1 pseudogene is annotated in these 233 nt (G+C 45.5%); it reads right to left on the bottom strand.

The window, feature by feature from the left end:
- Positions 1-193: pseudogene (locus LD028_RS09545) on the bottom strand (IS701 family transposase); the annotation flags it as partial.
- Positions 194-233 lie beyond the last annotated feature (40 nt).

The following is a 233-nucleotide window of genomic DNA, read 5'->3' as shown; positions in this document are numbered from 1 at the left end:
GACTGAGCGTCGTTCGATGATTCGGATGAAAGCTCCAGTAATGAATATCAGTCAATGTTCCCGAGAATCCCTTGGTGGTCAAGGCATCGACAATATGAATGAGATGCTTGATGACCGGTTTGGAAAGCTGCAGCGTCAACCCCAGCGTGAAGAAAAACTTGTGGATTCCTTGGTGATGTGCTAATCTATTCATGAGACATGAACCTCCTTGTGGATAGTTGGTGGTACATCTA

This window comes from Anoxybacillus sp. LAT27, assembly GCF_022030075.1.
Classification (GTDB): Bacteria; Bacillota; Bacilli; order Bacillales; family Anoxybacillaceae; genus Anoxybacillus; species Anoxybacillus kestanbolensis.
This window is presented reverse-complemented; position numbering and strand designations above follow the sequence as displayed.